The 21,439-nt window shown below is 61.1% G+C and carries 24 protein-coding genes; 10 read left to right on the top strand and 14 right to left on the bottom strand.

Annotated elements, in window-relative coordinates; all coding sequences use genetic code 11:
* Positions 1–7 precede the first annotated feature (7 nt).
* Entirely contained in the window at positions 8–526 is a 519-nt protein-coding gene (locus tag P792_RS30300) for a GNAT family N-acetyltransferase (protein WP_023979102.1), read from the top strand.
* Positions 527–717: 191 nt separating this feature from the next.
* Here the strand turns inward: P792_RS30300 and P792_RS38005 are convergent, their stop codons facing one another.
* The 3 genes from P792_RS38005 to P792_RS30285 all read right to left on the bottom strand — a co-directional run bounded on the left by P792_RS38005 (position 718) and on the right by P792_RS30285 (position 2,754).
* Complete coding sequence (locus tag P792_RS38005; protein WP_023979101.1) at positions 718–957, bottom strand: metallophosphoesterase; 240 nt, start codon at positions 955–957, stop codon at positions 718–720.
* Between the two features lie 321 nt (positions 958–1,278).
* Positions 1,279–1,896 (bottom strand): phospholipid-binding protein MlaC, encoded by a 618-nt coding sequence (locus P792_RS30290; protein ID WP_031241026.1) that lies wholly within the window; start codon positions 1,894–1,896, stop codon positions 1,279–1,281.
* Positions 1,897–1,908: 12 nt separating this feature from the next.
* Positions 1,909–2,754, bottom strand: a complete 846-nt coding sequence (locus P792_RS30285; protein WP_023979098.1) for a VacJ family lipoprotein — start codon at positions 2,752–2,754, stop codon at positions 1,909–1,911.
* Between the two features lie 359 nt (positions 2,755–3,113).
* On the opposite strand from P792_RS30285, the gene P792_RS30280 reads away from it, so the two are divergent.
* A complete protein-coding gene (locus P792_RS30280; RefSeq protein ID WP_023979097.1) occupies positions 3,114–4,265 on the top strand; it encodes an aldose epimerase family protein in 1,152 nt (383 codons plus the stop codon).
* Between the two features lie 150 nt (positions 4,266–4,415).
* Here P792_RS30280 and P792_RS30275 read toward each other — a convergent pair whose 3' ends face one another.
* The 3 genes from P792_RS30275 to P792_RS30265 all read right to left on the bottom strand — a co-directional run bounded on the left by P792_RS30275 (position 4,416) and on the right by P792_RS30265 (position 9,669).
* Entirely contained in the window at positions 4,416–5,435 is a 1,020-nt protein-coding gene (locus P792_RS30275) for a sulfite exporter TauE/SafE family protein (protein ID WP_023979096.1), read from the bottom strand.
* 176 nt (positions 5,436–5,611) lie between these two features.
* Positions 5,612–6,439 carry a TerB family tellurite resistance protein gene (locus tag P792_RS30270; RefSeq protein WP_023979095.1) on the bottom strand — a complete coding sequence of 276 codons (828 nt, stop codon included), beginning with the start codon at positions 6,437–6,439 and terminating at the stop codon, positions 5,612–5,614.
* 32 nt (positions 6,440–6,471) lie between these two features.
* Positions 6,472–9,669, bottom strand: a complete 3,198-nt coding sequence (locus P792_RS30265; protein WP_200863479.1) for a response regulator — start codon at positions 9,667–9,669, stop codon at positions 6,472–6,474.
* A 226-nt stretch (positions 9,670–9,895) separates the two neighbouring features.
* Here P792_RS30265 and P792_RS39680 point away from each other — a divergent pair, with 226 nt between their 5' ends.
* Positions 9,896–10,396 (top strand): DUF2778 domain-containing protein, encoded by a 501-nt coding sequence (locus P792_RS39680; protein ID WP_200863478.1) that lies wholly within the window; start codon positions 9,896–9,898, stop codon positions 10,394–10,396.
* Positions 10,393–10,644, top strand: coding sequence for a hypothetical protein (locus P792_RS30255; protein ID WP_023979093.1), 252 nt, complete (start codon positions 10,393–10,395; stop codon positions 10,642–10,644). Before P792_RS39680 ends, P792_RS30255 begins: the two co-directional genes overlap by 4 nt.
* A 73-nt stretch (positions 10,645–10,717) precedes the next feature.
* Here P792_RS30255 and P792_RS30250 read toward each other — a convergent pair whose 3' ends face one another.
* From P792_RS30250 to P792_RS30230, 5 genes are all read right to left on the bottom strand, one after another.
* The gene (locus P792_RS30250) at positions 10,718–10,927 is read right to left on the bottom strand and encodes a ribbon-helix-helix domain-containing protein (protein WP_023979092.1); all 210 of its coding nucleotides are present in this window, start codon (positions 10,925–10,927) and stop codon (positions 10,718–10,720) included.
* Positions 10,920–11,981, bottom strand: a complete 1,062-nt coding sequence (queG, locus tag P792_RS30245; RefSeq protein ID WP_023979091.1) for a tRNA epoxyqueuosine(34) reductase QueG — start codon at positions 11,979–11,981, stop codon at positions 10,920–10,922. The genes P792_RS30250 and queG overlap by 8 nt, the downstream gene beginning before the upstream one ends.
* Positions 11,982–11,994: 13 nt before the next feature.
* Positions 11,995–13,167 carry a tRNA guanosine(34) transglycosylase Tgt gene (gene tgt, locus P792_RS30240; protein ID WP_023979090.1) on the bottom strand — a complete coding sequence of 391 codons (1,173 nt, stop codon included), beginning with the start codon at positions 13,165–13,167 and terminating at the stop codon, positions 11,995–11,997.
* On the bottom strand, positions 13,164–14,201 hold the full coding sequence (gene queA / locus P792_RS30235; protein WP_031241022.1) for a tRNA preQ1(34) S-adenosylmethionine ribosyltransferase-isomerase QueA: 1,038 nt from the start codon (positions 14,199–14,201) through the stop codon (positions 13,164–13,166). Before queA ends, tgt begins: the two co-directional genes overlap by 4 nt.
* An 81-nt stretch (positions 14,202–14,282) precedes the next feature.
* The gene (locus tag P792_RS30230) at positions 14,283–15,296 is read right to left on the bottom strand and encodes a LysR family transcriptional regulator (protein ID WP_023979088.1); all 1,014 of its coding nucleotides are present in this window, start codon (positions 15,294–15,296) and stop codon (positions 14,283–14,285) included.
* A 171-nt stretch (positions 15,297–15,467) separates the two neighbouring features.
* Here P792_RS30230 and P792_RS30225 point away from each other — a divergent pair, with 171 nt between their 5' ends.
* From P792_RS30225 to P792_RS30205, 5 genes are all read left to right on the top strand, one after another.
* A complete protein-coding gene (locus tag P792_RS30225) occupies positions 15,468–16,079 on the top strand; it encodes an FMN-dependent NADH-azoreductase (protein WP_023979087.1) in 612 nt (203 codons plus the stop codon).
* A 31-nt stretch (positions 16,080–16,110) separates the two neighbouring features.
* Positions 16,111–16,728 carry a YceI family protein gene (locus P792_RS30220; protein WP_023979086.1) on the top strand — a complete coding sequence of 206 codons (618 nt, stop codon included), beginning with the start codon at positions 16,111–16,113 and terminating at the stop codon, positions 16,726–16,728.
* 157 nt (positions 16,729–16,885) lie between these two features.
* Positions 16,886–17,512 (top strand): cytochrome b, encoded by a 627-nt coding sequence (locus P792_RS30215; RefSeq protein WP_023979085.1) that lies wholly within the window; start codon positions 16,886–16,888, stop codon positions 17,510–17,512.
* Positions 17,509–18,135, top strand: coding sequence for a YceI family protein (locus tag P792_RS30210; protein WP_235075474.1), 627 nt, complete (start codon positions 17,509–17,511; stop codon positions 18,133–18,135). Before P792_RS30215 ends, P792_RS30210 begins: the two co-directional genes overlap by 4 nt.
* Before the next feature lie 151 nt (positions 18,136–18,286).
* Positions 18,287–18,511: a hypothetical protein gene (locus P792_RS30205; RefSeq protein WP_023979083.1), complete on the top strand. Its 225-nt coding sequence runs from the start codon at positions 18,287–18,289 to the stop codon at positions 18,509–18,511.
* 81 nt (positions 18,512–18,592) lie between these two features.
* Here the strand turns inward: P792_RS30205 and P792_RS30200 are convergent, their stop codons facing one another.
* Genes P792_RS30200 through P792_RS30190 form a run of 3 tightly spaced genes read right to left on the bottom strand, consistent with a single transcriptional unit; the run spans position 18,593 to position 20,721 of the window.
* Positions 18,593–18,985 (bottom strand): VOC family protein, encoded by a 393-nt coding sequence (locus P792_RS30200; RefSeq protein WP_023979082.1) that lies wholly within the window; start codon positions 18,983–18,985, stop codon positions 18,593–18,595.
* 33 nt (positions 18,986–19,018) lie between these two features.
* Entirely contained in the window at positions 19,019–20,158 is a 1,140-nt protein-coding gene (locus P792_RS30195; protein ID WP_051395896.1) for an AbrB family transcriptional regulator, read from the bottom strand.
* Complete coding sequence (locus P792_RS30190) at positions 20,155–20,721, bottom strand: hydrolase (protein ID WP_023979080.1); 567 nt, start codon at positions 20,719–20,721, stop codon at positions 20,155–20,157. Before P792_RS30190 ends, P792_RS30195 begins: the two co-directional genes overlap by 4 nt.
* 104 nt (positions 20,722–20,825) lie before the next feature.
* Here P792_RS30190 and P792_RS30185 point away from each other — a divergent pair, with 104 nt between their 5' ends.
* A complete protein-coding gene (locus tag P792_RS30185) occupies positions 20,826–21,356 on the top strand; it encodes a TetR/AcrR family transcriptional regulator (protein ID WP_235075473.1) in 531 nt (176 codons plus the stop codon).
* Positions 21,357–21,439 lie beyond the last annotated feature (83 nt).

Here is a 21,439-nt window from a genome sequence, read left to right as displayed (position 1 = left end):
ACGTATCGTGACGCTTGGGCGTCAGATACGGACCCAGCGACTCGTGCTGCAGCCCGTAAGCTGGCACGATATGCAGGACATGATTCGCCTCAAGACCAATGGCGCCTCATTCGGGCGTATGCTGGGGGGTGTCCGCTCGCTCCGGCAGGTCGAGGACGAAATGGCCGATGACCTCGCTTTCTGGGCAAAGCGCGGCATCGGTATTTTCACCATTCGCGAAAATAATCGCTTCGTGGGCATCACGGGGTTGCATGAGCGTCCGGACGGACGCGGTCTGGGCCTGCGCTTCGCACTGGTACCCGAGGCCGCCGGGCGTGGTATCGCGCGTGAGGCAGCGGGCGCTGCACTGCGTTTTGCGCTGGATGCCGGCGTCGAACGCGTGGTGGGCGTCACCCGCGAGGACAACATGCCCTCACGCATCGTGCTGGGCAGTATCGGCATGCACCATGTGGAAAGCTTCAAGCGCGATGGGTATTTGATGCTCGTTTACGAAATCAGGCAGGATAAGCAACCTGCTCTGGCCTAAAGGCGCCCGGTACGCAGTGCCTTGGCCCAGTCTGGCCGGCCATTTCTTTCTGCAGTTTGTGCCGCCTGTTCCCAGTCATGGGTGACTGTATGGAAGCTGGCAGTCCAGTTGCCGTTTGCGCCGTTGAGCAGCGCGTAACGCGCGTGTGGAGAGGCATTGCTGATCTGATGAGGGAACGGTTCGTCATCCTCTCAGCCAGGCAGGCCCACGCTGCCGGGATTGAGTACCAGTCTCCCTTTTCCGAAGGCCACCATGCGCTGGATATGGGTATGACCGCACTGGATGAGGCGGGCGACGATTTCTGCCCGTGTAGCGGGACGCAGGCCCCCGACCGCGACAGTTTCAAGGAAATAGGCCGGGCCGCTGGTGGGGGTGCCATGAACGAGCAGGATATCGCTTTCCAGCCGAAGCGTTGTCGGAAGCCTCGTCATCCAGTCGAAATGATGAGGGGCGAGGGTCCGCAGGTAAAGCGGTCGGCCTCCCCCATCTCATGAAATGATCGCGTGAGAAGCTGCCACTCGTGATTGCCAGCTATGACAGTCGGGGCGAGGGAAATCAGTCTTTGGGCTGTTTCGAGGGGCAGGAGCGGACCAGAAAAATGATCGCCCAGAATGACCCTCTGGTCGACGTTCTGCAACGCGCAGTCGGTCAGGACGGCATCAGGTGCCGTGTATGTCCGAAAGGACGGCTATTTTCATGAAGCAGGTCTTTTCGTCGGGAGCATCACAACTCCCGACGAAAAGGATGTGTCGTCAGTGACGATGCGAGAGCTGACGCTCGAGCGCGCTGATCAGTGTAGCGACATTGCCGCCATTGCGGGCGAGATAGGAGCTGTAATCCTGACGCTGGGTCAGACGCAGGCTCGTCCCTTCGCCGATCATGTCCACAATCTTCATGCCGCCGTCATGGGCAATCAGAAGGCCCATATCGGCAACCGGCTGGCCGGGGCGCATGATCTGGGCGCTGACGAGTTCACCGTTTGGGGTGTTGGTCTCGCCGGTCACCTTGAAGCTCACGCCGCGATAGTCACCGATCTTGTCCGTAACGGCATTGACCAGCACCTGATGGAACAGCTTCAGGTACTGGGCCTGTTGATCAGGGGTGGCCGTGCGCCAGTAGCGTCCAAGGCAGAACTTGCCGATGGTGGCAATGTCTACATTGCTCTGAAGCAGCGGCAGAACCTCGGCTCGCTTTTCAGCCAAGCCCTTGTCGCTGTTGATGATCCCGACGAGCTTGCTACCGAAAGCGGTCACGAAGCCCTGTGCATCTTCAGCATGGGCCGGGGTGGACAGGGCTGCGACGGAAACGAGCGCTGTGGTCAGAACGCCAAGCGCTGCGCGACGGGAGAAAGAGATGCAGGTTTTGAACATGTCGGGAGGTCCTTAATTGTACCAGTCCGGCACGGTCGCCCGGTGGTCGTTGCGGAGCGAGTCAACCTGGCTGGCGCGGTTCTGCTGCCAGGCGCTACGAATAAACGCGTACGGATCGAGTGAATCCTGCTCGACCTGATCGATCTCGTCAATATGAGACGAGAATCCGCCCAGCACGCCAGCGACGTTATAGGCCCAGTTGAAGGTCAGCAGGCCATAGCCGCGTGGCACGTAGTTGATGGGCGACAGGCCCTGCGCGATGGCGTAGCCGCCAGCATCGCGCAGCGTGTTGGGGCCGAGGCCCGGCAGGAAGAGGTAGGGGCCGCTCGGTACACCCCATGTCGCCAGTGTCAAACCCGGATCGCTGTCATGATGCGGATAGCCCAGCGATGTTGCAACGTCGATGAACCCGGCAGCGCCAAGTGTCATGTTGATGACATAACGCATGAAGTCATCGCCAGCGCGGCGTGGCTTGCCTGCGCCGACATCACTGAAAAAGACCGTTGGCATGTACCAGGTCTGGTTCAGGTTATCGATCGAGTTTCGGATCGGCTTGGGTACGGCCCAGGCCCAGGCCTTGCCCACTGGACGCAGCGCGTGATGATAGGCCCACATCTGGATACCATACATCTTGCGGTTGACCGGCTCGTAGGGGTCGTTGGCTTCCTTGTAGTCCGCCAGCGCCTCGGGGTCTTTCGGCGGCGGGTTGCGCCAGCTGGCGCAGGCACTCAGGGAAAGAAGGGCGCTCAGCCCGATGAGAACACGGCCGCCCTTGCGCTGCTCGCGCCGTCTCTTACGGCTTGAATCGGCAGTTCCGGCAGTTGGCCGGTTATCGGAATCACCTAGCGGTGCGGTCATCGCAATCCCCAAGTCGTGTCAGCGCGCTCGGTCGCGCCACATACTGCGCACCTGCTCACGATCGTTTATCCGGAGCCGTCACTCAACTCCGGTCCTGTTACCTCATCGCGTCACCCACAATTCAGCAGGAAACATCCTCTCCGGCGGGAAGAGAATGTCCGTGCTGTCTCGCGAGAGACGCAGCATCGTGGTTTTCTAGCACGATGTCTGTCAGACGCCAGACCGTAGATGCCAACTCATGCCGTATGCGTAGCGTTTGAGGTGGGCTGCGGTTGAGGAAAATGAACTTTATATACTTTGACACAGATCATTTCTCCGACCAGTGTGGCGGCGAATCAACAGATGGAAGCACCTTGTCCATGAAAGCATTAGTGAAGAGCGCCGTATGTCTGGTGGCGCTTGCGGGGATAATGGACGGTGCGGCGCAGGCTGCGCCAGCTGTGACAGTCCAGCCCTGGGGCAAGACTCCTGCCGGTGAGGATGTCAAAATCATCACCCTGACCAACGATCATGCGATGACGGTCCGTGTCATCACCTATGGCGGCATCATCCAGTCTGTGGAAGCGCCGGACCGCGCAGGTCATGTGCAGGACCTGGTCCTGGGGTTCGGCACGCTTGAGGGCTACACAAAGGATTCGGCTGAGGGCGGCCTGTTTTTCGGGGCAATGATCGGCCGTTACGCCAATCGTCTGGCTCATGGCACCTTCACCATTGATGGCAAGAGCTATCATACGGATCTGACCGACCCGCCAAACGCCCTGCACGGTGGAAAAATCGGTTTCGATAAGCATGTCTGGACGCTGGTGGACACGAAAAAGAACGCCAAGGGTGCTTCGGTCACGCTGCGTCTCGTCAGCCCCAATGGCGATCAGGGTTTTCCCGGCACGCTCACGACCAACGTGACGTATACGCTGGATGAAAACAACGCGCTCAGCCTGCACTACCAGGCCACGACCGATGCGCCGACCGTGCTGAACCTGACCAATCATTCCTACTGGAACCTGAATGGCGAAGGCTCAGGCTCGATCGAGAACGAGGTCATGCAGATCAACGCCGAGCGTTATACCCCGACCGACGGCACCTCGATCCCGACGGGCGAGCTGGCCACAGTGGCGGGAACGCCGCTTGATTTCCGCAAGCCCATGCGGATCGGTGATCATCTGCGCAGCGACTTTGCGCAGATGCTGATTGCTCGTGGCTATGACCATAACTGGATTGTCGATGGTACCTATGGCAAAGCCCCGCGGCCTGCTGCGGTGATTTTCGATCCGGCTTCCGGTCGCACGCTCGAGGTCTCGACCAACCAGCCGGGATTGCAGGTCTACACCTCCAATTCGCTAACCGGAAAATATGCCGGGATCTCCCATCGGGCCTATCGTCAGACCGACGCGCTGGCCCTTGAAGCCGAGCATTATCCCGACAGCCCGAACCATCCGTCCTTCCCGACCACGGAACTCCGTCCGGGGCAGAAGTTCGACTACACGACCATCTTCAAGCTCGGTACGCGCTAGGCTTCCTGCGGCCCGACCCGAAAGAACCCTGCACGTCTCCGGGCGTGCGGGGTTTTTTTACGCCTGGTGCTACGGCCACAGGGCTTGGGAGGCACGGCGTTCACGGTCTCAGGAGCCCTGATTGGGTCCCGTCATGTCGTGGGTACGTCGCTATGCGTCCTGCCGGTGGCGCCCGTGGTGGAAGCCGTACTCATGATCACCGTGCAGGCCGCGCCGTGTGATGAACAGGCCACGATTGGCTGCGAGATGCAGCACCGTCAGACGCGCGCCTGAACGGCCTGTCTGCGGGTCGATCACGCTGGCCACCCGATGTTTGACCTCGAGTTCCAGGGGCCGCTCGAATTCCAGCGCCAGACGGTGGCTGCGCCATGTCATGGCCAGCTCCGTCTCGCCATGGGCGCGCCCGTAGCTGAGCGACATCGCATCCTTCTGAACAATCTGGCGGGCGGCACCGCTCAGCATGAGAACTCCTGCCACCGCAGCCGCGGCATGGCCGATCCGGCAGAATTGGGCGTGGGTCAGCAGAGGCAGGACCCACTGTGTCACCTTGATAGCGGCCAGCGCTGCTGCACCCACGCAAACCCCAGCCAGAAAGACCCCGCGATCAAACAGGCCAAACTGCGCGTAGAGCACCAGCTTGATGGCATGCAGCAGCACCTCATTGGCTGCGCGCGTGGCAATCAGTGCCTGCTTCTGAAGGCCCAGCTTCTGGTAGAACCGGTTGAAAAGGAGGCCTGTCGCACCGGTGAACCCGGAAACGAACCCTGCTGCGAACCCTATGGCAGGCAGGTAGCGCCACTGGCGCTGATCGGTCTCTGCGGGCGGGCTGCGGCGAAGGGGCAGAAAGACATTGCCGCTAAGAAACAGGCCAAGAATGAGCTCGAGATAAACCGGTGGCATGAGCCGCAGGCAGAACACGCCCAGCGCGGCAGCCGGCAGGGCGGCCGGGGTAAAAAACAGAACAACCCGCCAGTTGATGACTTGCCAGAAGGTGACGATGCGCCCGACCGTGCTGCACATGGTGCCGATGGAGAGCGCTGCCGGAATTTTGGGTGTGGCCAGCACAAGGCCCAGCACGGGCATGATCACGAGGCCAGCGCCCCCGCCTGCGACGGAGGAGATCGTAAAGGCAGCACAGGAGAGGCAGAAAAGGAGCAGAAAAACCATCATGGCCGGGAAACCGCTTCCGCAAGGCGCACCGGCAAGCAGCATATGCCGGGCTCATGAGGGTCTTTTATATATGAGAATTACTCTCAACAAATTATCAAATCATGTCGGGGAGGTCCGCTTGTGCCGTACCGCTCGCAACTCGACGTGACAGGAGCTGGGTACAGTGCAGGCAGGGGCTACAATTTGCGGTCGCGCTTGATCCGGTCCCACGCCGCGTTGATGCGGGCGACGCGATCGCCAGCCTTGGCCAGGGCATCGGGACTGAGGTTTTTCTGACCCAGAACATCGGGGTGATGTTCCCTGATCAGCACACGCCAGCGCGTCCTGACTTCCTGATCGGTGGCGCTACGGGTGAGGCCCAACTCCACATAGGCATCATTTTCGTTGCTGGCTGACCCGGAGCGACCCGTCTCGGCCCTGTCCCATGCCCCGGGCGGCAGGCCAAAAGCCGCATGGACCTTTTTCAGGAAAGCCGTTTCAGCAGGATGCAGATCGGCGCCGGGAGGAAGATCCGCCCGTGCGATGACGAAGAGCGCCATTAGCAGTTGCTCGAGCGGAGCGCGGTCCTTGGTAAAGCCCTTGCCCAGTTCGCGGGCATACATCTCGAAATCATCCGTGCGGTCACGGGCCCGATCGAACAACATGCCCACTTCAAGCAGGTTATCGGCCGGAAACTGGAAGAGCGAGCGAAAGGCCCTGATCTCGGCCTTGTTCACCGGACCATCGATTTTGGCCATCTTGGCGCAGAGGGCGACCAGACCGATGGCATAAAGCTGATCGGTCTTGCCAAGCAGGGTGGACATCTTGGCGGCGGCCATGAAAGCGGCCCCATTGGGATCAGGCTGTCCCTTGGTGCGCCAGTGCTCGTGCCATCCCCCGGTTGGTGTTTCAAGCAGCGAGCCGCGATCGGCCGCATGGCCCAGCGCCGCACCCATGAGCGCGCCCATCGGTCCGCCAACAGCGAAACCGGCCACGCCACCGAACATCTTTCCCCAGAATGCCATTCCCTACCGGTAGCATGAGCACAGGGGAGAGTTCAAACAGTGGCGGGGCGATCTTTGGCCGGAGCCGTGTCGTCAGCCGGTTGCGCCTGCGGCGGAAGGCGAGGAAGGCTGCGCGAGAGGGACGCAGTGAGCGTTGTGAGGTCATAGGGTTTGGACAGCACGACGACAGACGGATCGCCCTCGACGGCATGGACATCACCTGTGGCGAAAACGACCCCGATATCCGGCCTGAGGAGGCGCGCCTGCGCAGCCAGATCCTTCCCGGAGAGGCCCGGGAGGTTCACATCTGTCAGCAACACATCAACCGGCATGGTTTGCAGCACGATCAGGGCTTCGTCGTAATCGGCGGCCTCAACGGTCAGGAAGCCCGATTCCTTGAGCATTTCCGAGGTAGCCTGACGGATCAGACGGTCATCCTCAACCAGCAGTACCGTCACGCAAAGCGTGCGGGCCGGGGCGTTGCCCATTCCGACGGACTCTGCCCCGGAAATGAGGGCCGCCTGTCCGGCGCTGGCAGACGAGGCTTCCGATGGGTCCGGCTGGCGCGGCGCTGTTGCCTGCACGCGCTGCTGGCGATTGGCCAGAACATGGCGGAATTTGCGCGCCAGCGCGTCGCGCGTATAGGGCTTGGAAAGCAGCTCTACCCCGGCATCCAGACGGCCGCCATGCACGATTGAGTTCTCGGTATAGCCGGAAGTGAAAAGCACAGCGATGTCCGGCAGGCGCTGCTTGGCGCGACGGGCCAGTTCCGGGCTCTTGAGGGTTCCGGGCATGACCACATCGGTGAACAGGATATCAATGCGCATACCGCTTTCGATCACCACCAGCGCATTGGCGGCATCGGTGGCCTTGAGAACCTGATAGCCGAGGTCGGAAAGCATCTCGACCACAGTGGCCCGCACTTCATCGTCATCCTCCACTACCAGCACGGTCTCGCTGCCGCCGGTGACAGGGGCCATGTGATGTTCGATCTCGACATCCTCGGCGTCCATCGCACGGGGCAGATAGAGCTTGATGGTCGTGCCTTCGCCCGGTTCGGAGTAGATGTTGATGTGACCGCCGGACTGCTTGACGAAGCCATAGACCATCGAGAGGCCAAGCCCGGAGCCCTTGCCTTCTGCCTTCGTCGAGAAGAATGGCTCAAACACCTTGGCAAGAATGTCGGGTGTCATACCCGTGCCGGTATCGCTGACGGCCAGAAGCACATATTGCCCGGCCTTGACCTCGTCATGCTGACGCACATAGGCGTCATCGAGATGGGTGTTGCCGAGTTCGATCGTCAGCTTGCCCTGTCCATCCATCGCATCGCGGGCATTGATGGCAAGATTCAGAAGGGCATTTTCGATTTGTGCCGGATCGATGAACGTGTTCCACAGACCAGCCGAGACGATGGTCTCGATCTCGATCCCTTCACCAATTGCACGGCGCAGCATTTCATCCATGCCACGCACGAAGCGGGTCACATTCACGATCTTGGGTTCGAGTGCCTGACGGCGGCCGAAGGCAAGCAGCTGGCTGGCCAGACGTGAACCACGCTGCACGCCGCCCATTGCGCTGCTGACGTGACGTTCGGCCCGGCTGTTGCCCATCACATATTTGCCGAGCAGTTGCAGATTGCCGCTGATCACCTGAAGCAGGTTGTTGAAATCATGCGCCACGCCGCCAGTCAATTTACCGATGGATTCCATTTTCTGCGCCTGAGCCAACCGGGTCTCGGCCTGACGTCGCTCCGTGATTTCCTCGATCACGCGGTTTTCGAGCGTCTCGTTCAGCTTGCGCAGCTGTTCTTCGGCCCGCTGGCGATGGCGTACCTGACGGGACAGGTCTTCCGCGTGATCGCGCAATGCAGCTTCTGCGGCGCGTTGATGGGTGATGTCGGTATGAACCCCCACCCATTCGGTGATTTCGCCTGAGTCATCGAGGATGGGCAGGGCGCGTATGGCAAAATTGCGCCACTGCCCGTCGCGGTTGCGCACGCGATGCTCATGCACGAACATGCTGCGTGACGACACGGAGGCGTTCCATGCGACAACCGAGGCGGCGGTGTCGTCCGGATGAACGGCGTTGGCCCAGCCAAAACCCTGATATTCCTCGCTTGTCTGGCCTGTCAGTGCAGCCCAGCCCGGCTGCTCGCCCGTCATGCGGCCATCGGCGCTGTTGGTCCACAGCACACCATGAACGGCTTCCATCGCGGTGCGGAAACGTCTGTCGCTCGCGGCGACCTCGGCGATACGCCGTGCCCGGTCCTCGATATCGATGCCGAGGATATGCACGCCGTGTACGACCCCATCATCGTCGATATGCGGCACGTATCGGAACTCTGTATGACGCTCTGTGCCGTCCTGATGAGGCAGGAGAGTCTCTGCGGTGAGAGACCGGCCAGAGAGCGCAGCTTCCAGGTCGGGGCGCCTGTCTTCATAGACGCGCGCCCCCAAGACCTCGATGACGGGGCAGTTGACGATGCGCTCAAGCGGCAGGCCAAGCCAGGATTCATAAGCGGCATTGGCAAAGCGATAGACATGCGCCTGATCGACATAGGAAACGAGCATGGGCGTCGCATCGGTAACGCACCGTAATTCCGCTTCGCTTGAGGCCAGACGCTTCTCGGCTTGAACGCGCTCGGTGTTGTTGACGATGGTGCACAAGACGCCGCCAGGCGCTTCGCCCATTTCGTAAACGGGGGTGAAATAGAAGTCTAGAATCAGCGTTTCGACCTGATCCTGTCGGTTGAGCCTGATCTTGCGATTCTGAAAACTTGCGGCTTCCCCGCGCAGTCCGGCTTCGAGAACGGGTCTTGTCCACTCATCGAGTTCGGGGAAGGCTTTTGTGAGCGGCGTTCCAAGTGCGCAGGGGTGGCGGTCGCCTGCGATGAGACTGAAGGCGTCGTTGTAGAACAGGATCTGCTCGGGCCCCCAAAGCAGCATCTTGGCCACGGGGGAATTGACGATATTGGTAATCGTTGCCCGTAGCGGATCAGACCATCGGCATGTTGGGCCAACGGCATGCTGTTTCCAGTCCAGCCCACGGATCAGCGCACCGCATTGACCACCAGCAGGCGGAAAGGCGACTCCCTCCCGCTTGGCGGAAGTGGCCATTTTCTCACGCAGCAGGGTCAGGCCAGCTTCGATCATGGCGCGCTCACTCGCGAAGCTGCCACGCGTGATCTCGGCTTCGATAAAGGCTTCGAGGCTGTCAGGAGAAATGGCAGTGCCAGATGGGCAAGACGTCATGGATCGATGAAGCCCCAGCATCACGAAGGTGAGCATTATGTTGTTGTCGTTAGATATCGACAACGATCATCATTGGCTAGAGGTTTGCTCACGGTCAGGTGAGAGGTGTTGCAATGATGGTGGGGGCGCCTGAAACCTCACTGGCAGCCGCCTATGCAGAGACCTGCAGCGATGGTCCTGCATCCCGAAAAGTGTAAAAGAAATAATTACTCGAGCAGATCGCTCTGTGCCTGATATCGGAGACAAATCACTTGGCCGCGCATTGCGTATTCTACCTCAACGAGAGAGACGTTTCGGTACTTACCTGCGTGGGGTTCGGCTCTTTTCCTGCCTATTCCGGGTCCGGCGATTTCACCAACCGTCCGCGGCGGCCAGCAACCGGAATAATGGTCCTCTCCCACCGGGGCTTTACCATATCCTCGATCGGCAGTGCGGAGGTCGAGTGGGTGTCGTCAGGAATCATGTCGGTGATTTCTTCGCAGGTACCCATCGTCAGGACTGGTTCGCCCTCTACCGTGATGACGGCATCATAGACGATCAGACATCGATAGACGGCATCAGGCGCGGGGCTTTCCGGCTGCATCCCGTTGGGTTCTGGGGGATCAGCAAGGGATGCATTACATTGCCTGAAACCCATGATTTCTATCGCCTGCGTGAATTCCTGCTCGCTCAATCGCCGGCCTATATGAACGGGATGCGGTCTTACGGGACGCTGGACGTCAGATGAAAGCGCTTGTCACCCTGCCGGTCGCCGTTCTGGTCTATCTCGCTTTGGGTAATGCGACCTATCACTACTTTGCCTGGTCGGGTCGAAGCTGGAAGATCCTGTCGCCCGTCTTTTACGTCAATGACGCTCTCGCGCTGGGTCTGAGTCAGGCAAGCATCATCATGACTACCATGATGCTCGTCAGCCTTATCCTGGCCTATGTCATCGTGACAGGGCTGGGTGCGTTGATGAGCCGCCGCAAGGCCTGAATTCCGCAGGGTACAGCAGGCAGTGTTCGCAGCCGTGACAATTCGGGACGCCTTGAGCGTTACCGGATTGCGCTCAGGAACTGCGTAGAAAGGCCAGACAGGCGACGCGCAGTGCCGAGGCGAGCGGGCGTTCCGGCGGGCGGGATGCGTCGATACTGGCGATCAGGGAAGCCAGCGAATTGCCGGCACTCATTTCCTCCAGCACGGCCCAGAATTCCGGCTCCAGCGCGATGCTGGTGCGGTGGCGTGACAGCGTAAAGCTGCGTTTGACGAGATCACTCATTGTCTTCTTGACCTAGCAACTCGGCTCGTGCCCATTCTGCCGCTTCAGCCACCATCGGGTTCTCGTCCCCGGTCAGGGTTTCGATCAGGGCCAGATGGTCAGTGTTGTGCGAATTCCCGAGCGCGATCAGAACATTGCGCACAAAGCGGTTGCGGCCGATGCGCTTGATGGGCGAGCCGGAGAAAAAGCTGCGAAATCCGGCATCGTCCAGACGGGCCAGATCTTCCAGCCGGGGCGCCATCAGATCGGCACGGGGCTGGAGCTTCATATGGCGCGAGGTCGCGGCAAAACGGTTCCACGGGCAGGCATTGAGGCAATCGTCACAGCCATAGATGCGATTGCCCATGGCCTTGCGGAATTCGACTGGAATTGGCCCGTCATGCTCGATGGTGAGATAGGCAATGCAGCGTCGCGCATCGAGCGCATAAGGGCGCGGAAAAGCGTCGGTGGGGCAGGCGGTCAGGCAGCGCGTGCAGCTGCCGCATGACCCGGCGCGTGGTGGTGACGGGGTGAGGTCGAGCGTGGTGTAGATTTCACCCAGAAGCAGCCACGACCCATGATCGCGGGAGACGACATTGGTATGCTTGCCCTGCCAGCCAAGCTGAGCCTGCTCGGCCAGCGGCTTTTCCATGACCGGCGCCGTATCGACAAACACCTTCACCTGTGTGCCATCGCCACCGACCTCCTGACGCACCACGAATTGCGCCAGATGCTTGAGCATGCCCTTGAGCACATCATGATAATCGCGATGGCGGGCATAGACTGAAATCGTGCCTTTATCGGGTTGGTCGAGCGTTTCGGCGGGATCGGCTTCAGGTGCATAAGACAGGCCGAGTGAGATCACGCTGCGAACCTCGGGCCAAAGGGCCTTGGGGTCGCCGCGCTGGTCGATGCGCTGTTCCATCCAGCTCATGGTGCCGTGGCGCCCGTCTTCCACGAACTGCTTCAGGCGCGTGCGGGCTTCTTCGGGCAGGGTGGCGTCACAGAACCCGATCGCATCGAAGCCGAGATGCCGCGCATGGTCGGCGATGCGGTCTTCGATGCTCTTGCTCATGGGACAGAGGGCGTCATGGGACGGGTGGCCAGTCCGGCTGGGGGAATTCGTCCTGCGTCCAGTCTCCGGCAGCCCAGCCGGCACGCAGGGCGAGGGCTTTCTGCGGCAGAGTGCCGTCGACAATGGCAACCCGTATCTGGCGCATCAGCCGCTGGTAATAGGCCAGATTATGCCAGGTCAGCAGCATCGGGCCGAGAATTTCGTTGGCGCGGAAGAGATGATGCAGATAGGCGCGGCTATGACGCGAACAGGCCAGACAATCGCAGTTCGGGCTGATCGGGCGGTTGTCTTCCGCATGGCGGGCATTGCGCAGATTGAGCGTGCCGCGCTCGGTATAGGCGCGCGCCGTGCGGCCTGCACGTGTGGGCATGACGCAATCGAACATGTCGACACCGCGTTCCACACCGCCCAGCAGATCATCGGGGGTGCCCACGCCCATCAGATAGCGTGCATGGTCCTGCGGCAGGAGCGGGGTGGTGAAATCGAGCGTCGAGAACATGAGTTCCTGACCTTCACCCACCGCCAGACCGCCAATGGCATAACCCTCAAAACCGATATCAGTCAGGGCTTTGGCCGCGCGCGCGCGCAGATCGCGCTCCGTGCCGCCCTGCACGATGCCGAACTGTCCGTAGCCGGGGCGCTGCACGAAGGCCTCGCGCGAGCGCGCTGCCCAGCGCATGGACAATTCCATGGAGGATTCGAGGCGCTCCGGCGTGGCGGGCAGGGCCGGACATTCATCGAAGCACATGGTGATGGTGGCATCCAGCGCGTGCTGGATGTCGGTGCTGCTCTCTGGCGTCAGGCGATGCTTCGAGCCATCGATATGGGAATTGAACGTCACCCCGTCCTGATCGAGCTTGCGCAGCGCACCAAGCGACATGACCTGAAACCCGCCTGAATCGGTCAGGATCGGGCCGGACCAGTCCATCATGCGATGCAGCCCGCCCATCTTGCGCACGCGCTCGGCGCCGGGGCGCAGCATGAGGTGATAGGTATTGCCCAGAATGATACCCGCACCCGTCGAGCGCACGGCATCCATGGTCATGGCCTTGACCGTGCCCACCGTGCCGACCGGCATGAAGGTAGGCGTCGGGATCGTGCCATGGGCGGTATGCAGATGGCCTGCACGCGCCTGACCGCAACAGGCCTCGGCCTTCCACTGCATTTTCGTGGGGGATTCGGTCATGGGGCGCGGTCCAGCAAGCAGGCATCTCCGTAGGAATAAAAGCGAAAGCCTTCGGCAATCGCGTGACGATAGGCCTCGCGCATGGTCTCGGTTCCGGCCAGGGCGCAGACGAGCATGAACAGGGTCGAGCGCGGCAAATGGAAATTGGTCATCAGCCGATCGACCGCACGGAAACGATAGCCTGGCTTGATGAAAATGGAGGTTTCCCCCTCCCACGGATGCACGACGCCCCGCTCATCGGCGGCGCTCTCAAGCAGACGCAGGCTGGTCGTGCCCACGGCCACGATTTTCCGGCCACTGGCGCGGGTGTCATTGATGAGCTGTGCCGTCTGGGCGTCGATGCGGCCCCATTCGGCGTGCATCTTGTGGGTGGCAATCTCGTCACGCACGGGCAGGAAGGTGCCCGCTCCCACATGCAGGGTGAGGGTGTGGCGCTTTACGCCGCGCGCATCGAGGGCGGCCAGGACCTCGGGCGTGAAATGCAGCCCTGCCGTGGGTGCCGCAACGGCGCCCTTGTAGCGCTCGAAAATCGTGGCGTAGTCGCTGTCATCCTGCGCCGTCGGGCCGGTGGGGCGGTCGATATAAGGCGGCAGGGCAAGAACGCCAGCGCGTTTGAGGAAGTCGTCAAAGGCCTCGCCCTCGGCGGAGAAGCGCATGGAGATTGCCCCATCGCCTTCATTCTCGACCACTTCAGCAGTTACGGAATCCGAGCCGAAATGCAGTGTGTCGCCCGGCTTCAGCTTACGGGCGTTTTTCGCCAGTGCATGCCAGCTGCCATCGCTCAGGATACGATCGAGCGTGATCCCGATTTTGGCTTCACCGCGTCGTGCCGCGAGCTGGGCACGGATGACCGCCGTATCATTGGCAATCAGCAGATCGCCGGGTTCGAGCAGGCTGGGCAGATCGCTGATACGCGTCTCGGCCAGATTCTGACCGGCAGCAACGCGCAACAGACGGGCGCTGTCACGCGGGCGGGCGGGTTCCAGAGCGATATTCTCGCGCGGAAGATCGAAATCGAAATCGGATATCTGCATGGGCGGCTTCGTTTAGGCCAGATCCGGCCTGAAATGCCAGTGCAAATAATCGCTTCCTCTTCCCCGCCGTCGCATGCGTCGTCACGGGAGAACCGGCTGCGTGGAGCGGCAGGCCCCGCTCGCGATTTGTGGTTGAAGCCGCTCGTCGGGGTGTGTGTGATCGCTCCGGAGCGAACCGGCACTCTCAGCCTTGGCCTGATGGCCCGGACAGAGCTTGAGGTGGTCGATCAGCCAGCGCCCCGCCGGGCCGGGCGGCTCGGCTGTTGGGTAGACAGCGGTCATGGGCATGGCCGAGCCGCCGGGGATGAAGCCGTCAATATTGAGTTCGACAAGCCTGCCGGAGTCCAGATCGGCCCTGATGCTGTGGACCGGCATGCCGCCCCAGCCAAGCCCGCCAAGCAGGAAGTGATGCTTGGCGTAGAGATCGGCCAGACGCCAGGTCGAGGGTGAGAAAATGCCACGCTCGCGCCCGGCGGAAAGGGAGGTACGATCCGTCAGCACAAGCTGCACATGCCGGGCGAGCTCCTCACGTGGAATGGGACCTTCGTGACGGGCCAGGGGGTGCTCGGCCGAGGCCACCATCATGAAACGGATATCGCCCAGAACTTCCGAGGAGAGCGCGTCGGGCAGATCGGGGAGGGGGCCTGCAATGCCGATACGGGCCCGTGAATCGAGGATCGGCTCGAACACGCCTCCAAGCGCCTCGACATAAAGGCGCAGCGGCGTGTGGGGAAAGGTCTCGCGAAAGCCACGTGCCACGCGCGTCATGCGATCCATGGGAAAGAACACATCGACCACGACCGATAATTCGGGCTCGATCCCCGAAGACATGCCGTAAGCGCGTGCCTTCATGTGGTCCACGCCCAGTACGATGCCGCGTGCGTCCGCCAGAAGGGTCTCGCCTGCCTTGGTGAGCTGCGGGTAGCGCCCCATACGGTCAAAAAGTGCGACACCCATCTGGGATTCCAGCGTGGCGATCATCTCGCTTATGGCGGGTTGCGACCGGCGGAAGCGTCTGGCTGCGGCGGAAAAGCTGCCATCATCGGCGGCGGCAATGAAAACGCGTAGCTGATCGAGCGAGATACGGTCCAGCATTGCGCGTCTTCCTAGCCTGATTACCCATAACCTGAAGCGATACTATCTATCGGAATATATCAAGTGTCCAGATGGATCAACATATGGGACGGTGCGCTCCTTGCGGCGGCAGGTGAGGCCCGATGCGGGCCGCCCGTCGCCTTATCGAATCTGTATTCAGGAGCGTAGCCCATGAAGATTCTTCATATCGATTCCAGCATTCTTGGTGACAATTCGGCCAGCCGGGTCCTGACGGCCGAGACGATCTCTCATCTGAAGGCGTCGCATCCTGGTGCTGAGATCACCTATCACGATCTGGCTGCGCATCCGATCCCGGTGCTCGGCGCCGATCATGTTGCAGCGCGGTTCGGCGCTGAGGTGACCGACGAGACGATCCAGGCCGATCTGGCGCGTGGCAATGCTCATGTGGATGAGCTGTTTGCCGCCGATATCATTGTCATTGCCGTGCCGATGTACAATTTCACCGTCCCGGCCCAGCTCAAGAACTGGATCGATCGTATCGTGGTGGCAGGCAAGACATTCAAATATGGCGAGAACGGTCTCGTCGGCCTAGTGCCGCAGGGCAAGAAGGTCGTGCTGATTTCGACGCGTGGCGGCAATTACACGCCGGGCAATCCGGCAGCCATTTTGGATCATCAGGAGCCCTATATGAGTGCGCTTCTGAGCTCTCTGGGTCTGAAGGACATCACCTGGATCCGCGCTGAAGGTCTGAGCCGCGGGCCGGAAGCCCGTGAGGCCGCCTTCAAGGCCGCCCGAGCCGAGATCGCCGCCCTCTCTTTCTGATCAGTCAACCCTCACGCAAGGATCATCGGTTGTGAACAAGTCTTTCCTCGCCGGTCTCACGCTCGTTACCTTTCTGGCGGCGTTGCCGCAGGCTCATGCCCAGAAGGGCGGGAACCCCGACCCCAAGGCCGTGCAGGCCGGCACCTATGCGATCGAGCCCTATCATACGCAGGTCGGCTTTACGCTCCTGCATATGGGGTTCACCAATTTCTCGGGGTTCTTTTCGCAGGCATCGGGGTCGCTCACGCTCGACCCGGCTCATATCGATGCCGCGAAGCTTGATGTGACCCTCCCGATCGCCTCGGTCCAGACCACGGTGGCCAAGCTGGATGGTGAACTCAAGGGCGCGGACTGGTTCGATGCCGACAAGTTCCCGACGGCGCATTTTGTTTCGACGCATATCGTACGCAATGGCGCAGGCATGGCGAGCATCAGTGGTGATCTCACCCTGCATGGTGTCACGCGTCCTGTCACCTTCAAGGCGAAGCTGATCGGTAGTGGCGTCAACCCGCTCGACAAGAAGGAGACGGTCGGGTTTGAAGGCAATGCGACAATCTCTCGTAGCGCCTTCGGTGTGTCGCGCTACGTCCCGCTGGTGGGCGATGCCGTAACCCTGCACATCGCTGCGGCTTTCGAGCGCCAGTCCTGAGCGGGGCATAACGCCCCTCGGTCAGGCCCGGTACCCATGCCGGATAACGCGCCTGACAAGGGCCCGGGATATCCGGGCTCTTGGGAGTGGATCGGTGCCGATCCCCGATCGGACGGCATGACGCCGGCATGGGTCAGGTCAGTTGGGTAAAAAGAAGATGACTCGTCGCGACGCATCGCAGAGCACAAGCCGCCCCGCAGACGGGGCGGGGCCCATGCGGCGCTATGACCCGGTTGCCATAACGCTTCACTGGGTCATGGCTCTTGGTATCCTCACGCTGATCGGCATCGGGCTGGTCATGGTCCACCTCACGCTTGGCCCATCCAGAGTGTTTGCCCTGTATCAGCTGCACAAATCGATTGGCATCACGATCCTGATCGCCGCCTGTCTGCGTCTGATGTGGCGGTTCGTTCGTCCGCCACCGCCTTTGCCCCCGGACATGGCGCCGGGCGAGAGGCGTCTGGCAGGGCTGGCCCATCTTGCCCTGTATGCCGAGATGATCGGGCTGCCGCTTACGGGCTGGGCTGTTGTGTCGAGTTCGGTGTTTGCCATTCCGACCGTATTGTTTGGCGTCATCCCCTGGCCTGATCTGCCATGGCTCTCATCATTGCCTGACAAGAAGCCGGTCGAGGCTGTTTTCTCGGCGATCCATGCCTATGGGGCCTATCTGCTGATTGCGCTCATTGTGCTGCATGGGTTTGCGGCCCTGCGCCACCATTTCGTGCTGCATGACGAGGTGCTTGCCCGCATGCTGCCGAATTTTCTGCGGAGATCCCGTCGATGAATGTTCAGTTTCGCCCCTTGCCTGTGCGGCAGATGATTGCCCTGTTTTCAGTTCTTTTGCCCATGGCAGGAGCGACCCTCGCCAGTGCGCAGAATGTCACCGGCCCCTCTGCGAAGGGGCTGTCCACAAGCTGGGTGGTGGACAAGGCGCATAGCCGGTTCGGTTTCACCGGAACCCAGACCGGGACGCCGTTTCGGGGAAGTTTCACGCAGTATGAGCTGCAGATAGCGCTCGACCCTGCCCACCCTGAGACAGCGCGGATCGACATGACAATCGATCTGGCCAGCGCACAAACCGGCGACAGGCAACGTGACACGGCCCTGCCCGGATCGGACTGGTTCGACACAGCGACGTTCCCGAAAGCCCATTTTGTGTCGAGCGCAATCCGCCGTGTTCAGGGCGATCAGTATCAGGCCAGCGGCACGCTCACTCTGCGTGGTGTCACGCAACCCGTGACGCTGGACTTCACCCTGGATGTCACAGGGGAGACCGCTCATGCGAAAGGCCATGCCGATCTGTTGCGCAGCCGCTTCGGCGTGGGACAGGGGCCTTGGTCAACAGGGCAGTGGGTAGCGCTCGAGGTGTCGGTGGTTTTCGATCTGACAGCGCATCGCGCGGGCTGAGGCCTGGGTACTCCTGGAACGGTTAATGCTTCCCGCGTCAGACGCCATCTCCTTCTCTTTATGTCAGCATGGAAAACCACCCCCGTATCGGGGGGTGGAGTGATGATTGTTTTCCGCTAGATTGGGGGAACGTTTCTTACGGAGGTAAACCATGTCCTATGCTGCTCTCGATGCCGCGCGTGTCGCCAAGGCGTCCAAATCCGCCCTCACTGCGCTGGGTCAGGTGAAGGAACAGTCCGAAACCCATGTCCGCAAGACGATCATGGTCGAACGTATCGAAGCGCTGGCCAGCGCCGCTGCCGAGACCAGCCTGCCGGGTGGTGGGCTTGTGACCCTTACCTCGGAAGAGTTCTGGCTGATCAGCAAGAACTGGTAAGGCACGCCTCACGGGTCAGGGCATGGTCGATAATGGCCAGTGCCCGAACGTGTGGTCGTGATCCGAGAGAAGGGTAACGCCTTACCCCTGATAGGAAGCGATTTCGATCAGGTTCCTGTCAGGATCATGAATATAGACCGACGTAATGGGCCCAAGGGCGCCGATACGGGTAACCGGTCCCTCGATGACCGCCACACCGCATTTATCCAGATGACGGATGATGTTTTCCGAGTCGATGGCGGTGGTAAAGCACAGATCGCTGACACCCGGAGCTGCGGATTCCGCGGTCGTCCAGCCTTCTGACTCCATAGGGCGCAGGTTGATCTTCTGGCCACCGAAGCTCAGGGAGACACGGTTGTTGCGACCGTATTCCTCGATCTCCATCCCAAGGACACGCTGATACCAGTTGGCGGAGAGTGCACGGTCACGAACCGTAAGAACGATATGGTCTAGACGATCAACAGTGAAGCGCATGAAGGATCGAACCTCGGCTGGCGGGGGCGTATGTCAAGCACTATCAGTGTTCCGGGCCGTCTGACTAGAGATAGCATCGGGCTCGGGGGGCAGAAACCGGGCCAGTGTTGTCGCAATGCGCGGCGCAATCACCAGCAGCGACAGAAAGCGCGCCACCTGCATGGCCATGACGAAGGGCATGTTGATGGGTGTCGTGGCTGCAATAATGGCAATCGAGTCAGCGCCGCCGGGGCTCGTCGCCAGATAGGCGCTCAGCACATCCACATGGGCAATATGGGCAAGGGGCCAGGACAGCAGGGCGCAACCGCCAATCAGGATGAGCGTCGAAAGCGTGACGGCGGGCAGGGTGCGCCAGACATGGTGCATGACATCGCGCGTGAAGCGTCGCCCGACCATCCAGCCAATCACCATATAGCTCGGGACGAGCAGGAAATGGGGCAGGGCGTAATGCACGCCGAAACCAGCCTGAAGGATAACCCCGCCCGCCATGCTCAGCAGCAAAGGCGCAGCACCATGACGCACGAAACGCGCCAGTAGAACCGCGCAGGCGATGACGGCGAGGCAGGGCCACAGCGTCGTAGCTTCATGGCCGATCAGGTGAAGGACTGTTTCCGGTATCCCGACCTGACTGGTCAGGCTCGAGGCAGAGGTGCTGGCATCATGCGGCACAGGGCGGTGCGCGTTGGTGATATGGGCAATGATTGATGTCGTGAGCGTTACCAGCAACACGCGCAGATACACCATGAAGGCCACAAGCCTTTGATCCGCGCCATAGGCCTCGCAAAGCAGCAGCATGGCCGTGGCAGCCCCCGGAGAGGCACCCCACAGGGCCGTACTGCCGGGCATGACGCGCAAGCGCGCCAGCACCCAGCCGAGGGCAAAGCTCATGACGATGACCGAGAACACCCCGCCCAGGAAGATACTCCATTGGGACAGGATCTCGCGCAGAACGCCAAGGGTCAGGCTATGCGCCATGAGCTGCCCGATGACTGCCTGAGCGACAACAGGCAGCGTGCGGTGCAGCGGTATGACACGGCCCGAAATGGCCACAGCAATGGCCGCGACCATCGCGCCGATCAGCAGGGCAGCAGGCAGGCCCAGCAGGGTGAGCCCGCCACCCAGCAAAGCGGAAAGGGCAATCAGCCCCAGCCAGAGCGACGCCCTACCTTTCATGCGTCGAACGCGATCTCGTCGCTGCGTGTGACACGGCACAGGCGCGGAAAGACATGGGTTACCGCCATGCTGTGCAGATCGGCATTGAGCGAGGTGCAGGCATCCTCTGGCACGACCACATCATAGCCAAGTTCCCAGGCGTGACGCAGGGTCGACTCCACGCCGAAATTCGTGGCGATACCGGCGAGGATGATCGTCCGGATGCCCCGGCGGCGGAGTTGCAGATCAAGATCGGTTCCTGTGAAGGCGCCCCATTGCTTCTTGAGCACAACCAGATCACCGGGCTGCTGGAGGTCCGGGGCAAAGTCGCTCCAGTCCGCGGGCAGGGGGCTGGAGGAGGCGAGAGGCTTGTCCACGTTATGGGGCGGCGCATCGGCAAAATCCGGGGCGAAGCCGACATGCACCAGAATGACCGGGGCACCGGCCTGACGGGCCTGCTCCGCAAGTTTCATGTTGCGCGACAGAACCTCTTGGCCCGTATGGGGGGTGACGGGCATACTCAATATGCCTTTCTGAAGATCGATCAGCACGAGCGCCGTTGTCTTGGGATCGAGAGCAAGCATGGGAGAACCCTTCTCTGATGGAAACGTCACCCGCTACTTATGCGAGGGAATCCTCGCATAAGTCAAACGCAATTGCGCCCAAGAGGCAGCGCGGGCGCGAGAGAGTGGCGCGTATCCTCGATGCTGCCGGGGCGGTTTTCGCCGAAAAAGGGGTCGATGGGACGACCATGACCGAGATTGCCGCACGCTCGGGCACGGCGATCGGGTCGCTCTACCGGTTCTTTCCCACCAAGGAGAGCATTGCCGCGACGCTTCTTGAGCGGTTTATCCATGACCGTCTCGCCGTGCTCGATCAGCTTTGCGAGATCGTCCAGCCCGGAGCGGGGGGAGAAATGGCCCGTGCGCTGCTCGATGTCTGGCTGGATAAGCGGGAGGAGCGTGATTACACGACGCTGCTTCTGGCAGCACGACCCGATGCCGAGCACCATACGGCGCAGTGGCGCGCCCAGTTTCAGGGCCGCGTGGTGCGTATTCTGGAGAAGGCAGAACCCGGAGCGCAAGCCAGTGCCGCTGCACGTGGCGTCGTGCTGCTGCACCTTCTCAAACTCGCCCCTCAACTGGTCAGGAGCGAGGCCGACAAGGATGTCAGGACAGAAATGGAAAAGCTCGTTCTGGGGCTAGTCAACGCGGCTTGAAGGACTAGCCGGGTTTGTCGCCGTGCTGGTCAGAACGACTGAAAGACAAAAGGGCGCCGTGAGGGCGCCCTTTCGGGATGGTG

Source organism: Asaia sp. SF2.1 (assembly GCF_000505765.1).
Taxonomy (GTDB): domain Bacteria; phylum Pseudomonadota; class Alphaproteobacteria; order Acetobacterales; family Acetobacteraceae; genus Asaia; species Asaia bogorensis.
The sequence above is the reverse complement of the archived record's forward strand: the minus strand, read 5'-3'. Positions and strand labels throughout refer to the sequence as shown.

What these genes read in the sequence shown, in the direction of transcription:
- P792_RS30210 (WP_235075474.1), top strand. Translation starts at nt 17,509, where the DNA reads ATGAATGTTCAGTTTCGCCCCTTGCCTGTGCGGCAGATGATTGCCCTG.
- P792_RS30290 (WP_031241026.1), bottom strand. Translation starts at nt 1,896, where the DNA reads ATGTTCAAAACCTGCATCTCTTTCTCCCGTCGCGCAGCGCTTGGCGTT.
- P792_RS30250 (WP_023979092.1), bottom strand. Translation starts at nt 10,927, where the DNA reads ATGAGTGATCTCGTCAAACGCAGCTTTACGCTGTCACGCCACCGCACC.
- P792_RS30265 (WP_200863479.1), bottom strand. Translation starts at nt 9,669, where the DNA reads ATGACGTCTTGCCCATCTGGCACTGCCATTTCTCCTGACAGCCTCGAA.
- P792_RS30215 (WP_023979085.1), top strand. Translation starts at nt 16,886, where the DNA reads ATGACTCGTCGCGACGCATCGCAGAGCACAAGCCGCCCCGCAGACGGG.
- P792_RS30205 (WP_023979083.1), top strand. Translation starts at nt 18,287, where the DNA reads ATGTCCTATGCTGCTCTCGATGCCGCGCGTGTCGCCAAGGCGTCCAAA.
- queG (WP_023979091.1), bottom strand. Translation starts at nt 11,981, where the DNA reads ATGAGCAAGAGCATCGAAGACCGCATCGCCGACCATGCGCGGCATCTC.
- P792_RS30195 (WP_051395896.1), bottom strand. Translation starts at nt 20,158, where the DNA reads ATGAAAGGTAGGGCGTCGCTCTGGCTGGGGCTGATTGCCCTTTCCGCT.
- P792_RS30230 (WP_023979088.1), bottom strand. Translation starts at nt 15,296, where the DNA reads ATGCTGGACCGTATCTCGCTCGATCAGCTACGCGTTTTCATTGCCGCC.
- P792_RS38005 (WP_023979101.1), bottom strand. Translation starts at nt 957, where the DNA reads ATGACGAGGCTTCCGACAACGCTTCGGCTGGAAAGCGATATCCTGCTC.
- P792_RS30275 (WP_023979096.1), bottom strand. Translation starts at nt 5,435, where the DNA reads ATGATGGTTTTTCTGCTCCTTTTCTGCCTCTCCTGTGCTGCCTTTACG.
- tgt (WP_023979090.1), bottom strand. Translation starts at nt 13,167, where the DNA reads ATGACCGAATCCCCCACGAAAATGCAGTGGAAGGCCGAGGCCTGTTGC.
- queA (WP_031241022.1), bottom strand. Translation starts at nt 14,201, where the DNA reads ATGCAGATATCCGATTTCGATTTCGATCTTCCGCGCGAGAATATCGCT.
- P792_RS30200 (WP_023979082.1), bottom strand. Translation starts at nt 18,985, where the DNA reads ATGCGCTTCACTGTTGATCGTCTAGACCATATCGTTCTTACGGTTCGT.
- P792_RS30280 (WP_023979097.1), top strand. Translation starts at nt 3,114, where the DNA reads ATGAAAGCATTAGTGAAGAGCGCCGTATGTCTGGTGGCGCTTGCGGGG.
- P792_RS30255 (WP_023979093.1), top strand. Translation starts at nt 10,393, where the DNA reads ATGAAAGCGCTTGTCACCCTGCCGGTCGCCGTTCTGGTCTATCTCGCT.
- P792_RS30190 (WP_023979080.1), bottom strand. Translation starts at nt 20,721, where the DNA reads ATGCTTGCTCTCGATCCCAAGACAACGGCGCTCGTGCTGATCGATCTT.
- P792_RS30270 (WP_023979095.1), bottom strand. Translation starts at nt 6,439, where the DNA reads ATGGCATTCTGGGGAAAGATGTTCGGTGGCGTGGCCGGTTTCGCTGTT.
- P792_RS30225 (WP_023979087.1), top strand. Translation starts at nt 15,468, where the DNA reads ATGAAGATTCTTCATATCGATTCCAGCATTCTTGGTGACAATTCGGCC.
- P792_RS30285 (WP_023979098.1), bottom strand. Translation starts at nt 2,754, where the DNA reads ATGACCGCACCGCTAGGTGATTCCGATAACCGGCCAACTGCCGGAACT.